This is a genomic window from Microcystis sp. LE19-195.1E, assembly GCF_027532095.1.
In the GTDB taxonomy this organism is placed as follows: domain Bacteria; phylum Cyanobacteriota; class Cyanobacteriia; order Cyanobacteriales; family Microcystaceae; genus Microcystis; species Microcystis aeruginosa.
Genome location: NZ_JAPZSZ010000311.1, coordinates 1 through 4,525, shown reverse-complemented (window position 1 = coordinate 4,525; position 4,525 = coordinate 1). Strand labels below are relative to the sequence as shown.

Sequence of the window (4,525 nt, the reverse complement as noted above, 5' to 3'; positions counted from 1 at the left end):
CCCCCTTTTGCCTTTTGCATGAGTGCCTTTTGCCTGTCTTGATATGTAGCCTATACTCAACGGATTTAGTATAAAAACCTTGTTGGATAACACTTTTAGACCTTTGGGAAATCAAAAAGTACCGGATATGGGAGTGATCGGAGGGAAAATTCAGGTACTTTTTCCTTGAAAATTAGGTAATTGACCCCCTGAAAATCGGTAAAACCCTACACCCTACACCCTACACCCAGGAAAAACTTTTTGCCGCAAACCCTAATTATGACGATTGCCATCATAATGAATTCTCGCCCCGGCCCATTGTAATTTTTCCTGTAGAGTCTGATAAAAAGAATAGCTTTCCCGCAGGATAATAAATTGGGCGAATTTTTCAGCTTTGGTAACTCCCACCCATTGCCCGGGCCAAATGGAAGTGGCTAAAGCACCATCCATCCAGAGTTTAGTGTTTAATTCGTAGTCTCCCAGAGGCCAAATACTGACCAGAGATGCCGGGGGAATGACAATCGGCCGACTGGAGAGACTCAAGGGACAAATCGGGGTGACAGCGATCGCTTCCATGCCGGGGTGTATAATCGGGCCATTAGCGGAAGCGGTGTAACAGGTGGACCCCGTGGGAGTAGCCACTAATAAACCATCGCCTTGGTACTGATCTACTACTTCCCCGTCCACTTCGATTTCGAGGATCGAGGTGGGCATCCTATCGATACTAGCGGGTTTCACACACATCTCATTCAGGGCATAAAATGCCTCGCTCACTGCCTGGGGGTTTTTTCTATCCCCTTCATAGATTCTGGCCTTTAACATCATCCGTTGTTGTACCGCGTAGTGGTCGGATTGTAAACGATCCCAGACCGTCTCCGTATCCTGGAAAATCTCAAAAGGTTCCGTTAAAAATCCCAGATGGCCGCCGACATTCACCGCTAAAATTGGAATGTCTTCCTGAGCTAAATAGCGAGCGGCGGCTAAAATGGTTCCATCTCCGCCCAAAACGATGGCGAGGTCGATTTTTTCCGATGCTGAGGCTAAAAATACCGGATAGGGATTATCTTTAAAGCCACTGGGTCCCATTAAAACTTTACACTGACGGGCTTCTAACTGTTTAGCGCATTTTTCCGCCCATGCTTTACTTTGGGGATGGTTGGCCTTATGGGCGATGATTACTTGTTTTAACTGCACGGAGTTGAGACCTTGTTCGGAGGTTCTATATTTTTAACAATACCAAGACTGGGCAGATCGGGTGAAAAGTAACAGGTAAAAAGGGGGTTGGGGGATGGGGAAGTGGGGAAATGGGGAAGTGGGAAGTGGGAAGTGGGGAAGTGGGGGAATTTCAACTAAAACCCCAAAACCCCCCGCAACGCGCACGCAGTGACCACCCTATCTCCTGCCTCTTGCCTCTTGCAAGAGTGCCTCATCTCAACTGGCAATTTAAATACTTAACAGCTTATAATTGTATTAAGATGTGTAACAGTTCTCTGGCAAACTCTTGACAAAGGATAACAAATCTGCTCTCCCAAAAAACAGGAAAGGTTTTATTTCTATGACATTAATTCAAACCGCCCAATTATCGCTGGAAACCTCGGCTTTAGCCTTTTTTAAGCAGACAGAAGGACGCTGGCAATCCCAGAGACGTTATTACACCCTCACCCAAGAAACGGAACCCCAAGAAGTTATCAGCGCCATCGAGATTAAATATTTACCCCAAGGCAGCGAACCATTAATTCAACTTGCCCGTTTACATAATCTGGAAGATACAGCCTTATTAGGTGGTACGGAAGTCACTTGGCAAAGTAATTATCTGCGTCCCCAGAGTAAAAAACCCTCCAACGGTTCGACTATATTCGGCATTTTAGATAATATCCTCTATCGCGATCGGGGATTTGCGACGGATAAACCCGTTAGCGCTATTTATACCTTTCCTAACCCCTCTACTCTCTGTCTGAGAACAGAATACGCCGGTTCTGTCTTTGAAGAAGAAATTAAACTCATCGGTCAACAATATCGCACCCGACAAACTATTATCTCTCGCGCCGGTCAAGAATTGATGATCGGTCAATATCTAGAAAAACGGGTCAATTAGTCAAAAAATCGGCGGCTATTCCCAGAATTTTGACTTCTATGCTAGGAATAGGGCTGAAATCAAATCAGCCCTTCCCATAACTCCCGTTTAAACCGGGGTTAAATTGTCTTGATTCTGACTAGCGAGAAACTTCTCTAATTCCGTAATCGCATCGGCATCGACTTTAGTTTGCATGGGACAGAATTTCGGTCCACACATCGAACAAAACTCCGCCGTCTTATAGATATCTGCGGGTAAAGTCTCATCGTGGTATTCCTTAGCGCGATCGGGATCCAAGGATAACTGAAATTGACGATTCCAATCGAAATTATAACGAGCAATTGAGAGTTCATCGTCACGATCCCGCGCTCCGGGACGATGACGGGCGATATCTGCCGCATGAGCCGCTATTTTGTAGGCAATTAAGCCATTTCGCACATCTTCAGCGTTGGGTAAACCGAGATGTTCTTTCGGAGTGACATAACATAACATCGCCGTCCCGTACCAACCCGCCAGAGCCGCCCCGATCGCCGAAGTGATATGATCGTACCCTGGAGCAATATCGGTGACGAGGGGACCAAGAACATAGAAAGGTGCTTCGCTACACTCCTCCATTTGTTTTTTCACATTAAATTCAATTTGATCCATGGGAACATGGCCCGGTCCTTCCACCATCACCTGTACATCGTGTTCCCAAGCGCGGCGCGTCAGTTGGCCGAGGGTTTTCAATTCCGCTAATTGGGCCGCATCGGAAGCATCGTGGGTACAACCAGGACGCAGGGAGTCACCGAGACTAAAAGAAACGTCATAACGCTTGAAAATCTCGATAATTTCATCGAAATGGGTGTAGAGAGGATTTTGCTTGTGGTGGTGCAGCATCCACTTAGCAATAATACCACCACCCCGGGAGACAATCCCGGTCAGACGGGTTTTGACTAAAGGCAGGTGTTCGATGAGGATTCCCGCATGAATCGTCATGTAATCTACCCCTTGCCCGGCGTGTTTTTCGATAATATGGAGGAAATCTTCGGGGGTGAGTTTTTCAATATTGCCGTGAACGCTTTCCACCGCTTGATAGATGGGTACAGTACCGATGGGGACAGGAGAAGCATTGATAATCGCAGTGCGAATTTCGTCCAAATTACCGCCACCGGTGGAGAGATCCATCACCGTATCCGCGCCGTATTTGACCGCTAGGTGTAATTTTTCCAGTTCTTCGTTAATATTCGAGGAGTTAGGGGAAGCCCCGATATTAGCATTAACTTTACACTTAGAAGCAATACCGATCGCCATAGGTTCGAGGTTGAGGTGATTGATATTAGCGGGAATAATCAGTCTTCCTCGGGCGATTTCGCTGCGAATCAATTCGGGAGAGAGATTTTCCCGTTTTGCCACATAAGCCATCTCTTCGGTAATTATCCCCTGACGGGCGTAGTGCATTTGCGATACATTTGCTTGTCCGCGCCGGGGGGCAACCCATTCTTGTCTCATAATTTTATTTCCTCTGTAAACAGCTTCCCTACGCTGGAATTACCCAGTCTCAGGTTCTAAGGGTCTTTCTCAGCCTGATTGCCTCAGACACCCCTAGCTATGACGGCAATTGTACCACTGTTGAGGACTGAGGAGATAAAGCTTAAGATTGTTGTTTGATTAGGCAGTTAGGCTAAAACCCACTTAGACCACCTACAATAAACTTCTTAGGTGACGAATACTTAAATTTTCCACAATTGGGAAAAATTCGGATTAGGAAATCCAGAGAGTACCCGTCTGGGTTTGAGCCTAAACAAGCTCTAATTATCCAAAAAGCGTCGGGATTTTACGTTTCGGTTTCCTTCCAATCTACGGAATTAGTTCCCGATATGACAGTAGGGAAGACCTGTTTAGGAATCGACGCGGGAATTGAGAGTTTTGTCGCTACTTCACGGGGAGATTTAATCAAAGCCCCTCGATTTTTGTTGAAAGTACAGAGTAAGCTTAAATTGCTACAAAGACGCTTGAAACATCAAGTCAAAGGCTCAAACAATTGGTTTAAACTTCAGGAGAAGATAGCAAGATTACACGAAAAAGTGTCTAATACTCGTAGAGATTGGCACTTTAAACTAGCTCATTACCTTTGCGATTTTGCTGATAATATCTTCGTTGAAGATATTAACTTCGTTTCCTGGTCTAGAGGTATCGTTAGAAAACAATCTCTAGATTCGGGCATCGGTAGTTTTATTAATGAGATACTACCGTTTGTTGTTTGGAAACGGGGAAAATATTATCTTAAGGTTGATAAAAACGGAACTTCGCAAGAGTGTCCTAATTGTGGCGCGATTACCGGCAAAAAGTCGTTATCGGAAAGAGTTCACCGGTGTGATTCTTGCGGCCACATTGAACCAAGAGATACGGCATCAGCGAAGGTAATTGAGAACCGAGGAAAAAATGCGGTCGGGCTGACCGTGTTGGAAAACGCTTGCGGAGGCGATTTGA

The 4,525-nt window shown here is 45.7% G+C and carries 3 protein-coding genes, 2 pseudogenes and 1 riboswitch; of the genes and pseudogenes, 2 read left to right on the top strand and 3 right to left on the bottom strand.

Going from position 1 to position 4,525, the window contains the following annotated elements; all coding sequences use genetic code 11:
* Positions 1 to 73: 73 nt before the first annotated feature.
* A pseudogene (locus tag O9300_RS19720) lies at positions 74 to 272 on the bottom strand (hypothetical protein); the annotation flags it as partial.
* Positions 253 to 1,173, bottom strand: coding sequence for an NAD(+) kinase (locus O9300_RS17215; protein ID WP_287972941.1), 921 nt, complete (start codon positions 1,171 to 1,173; stop codon positions 253 to 255). The gene O9300_RS17215 and the pseudogene O9300_RS19720, both read right to left, overlap by 20 nt.
* Before the next feature lie 361 nt (positions 1,174 to 1,534).
* Between O9300_RS17215 and O9300_RS17210 the strand changes: the two genes are divergently transcribed.
* Complete coding sequence (locus O9300_RS17210; RefSeq protein ID WP_002757172.1) at positions 1,535 to 2,074, top strand: phycobiliprotein lyase; 540 nt, start codon at positions 1,535 to 1,537, stop codon at positions 2,072 to 2,074.
* A gap of 87 nt (positions 2,075 to 2,161) precedes the next feature.
* Here O9300_RS17210 and thiC read toward each other — a convergent pair whose 3' ends face one another.
* Complete coding sequence (gene thiC / locus O9300_RS17205) at positions 2,162 to 3,544, bottom strand: phosphomethylpyrimidine synthase (RefSeq protein ID WP_004162805.1); 1,383 nt, start codon at positions 3,542 to 3,544, stop codon at positions 2,162 to 2,164.
* 8 nt (positions 3,545 to 3,552) lie between these two features.
* Positions 3,553 to 3,649, bottom strand: a riboswitch (TPP riboswitch).
* Between the two features lie 86 nt (positions 3,650 to 3,735).
* Between thiC and O9300_RS17200 the strand changes: the two are divergent.
* Positions 3,736 to 4,525, top strand: a pseudogene (locus tag O9300_RS17200) (RNA-guided endonuclease InsQ/TnpB family protein); the annotation flags it as partial.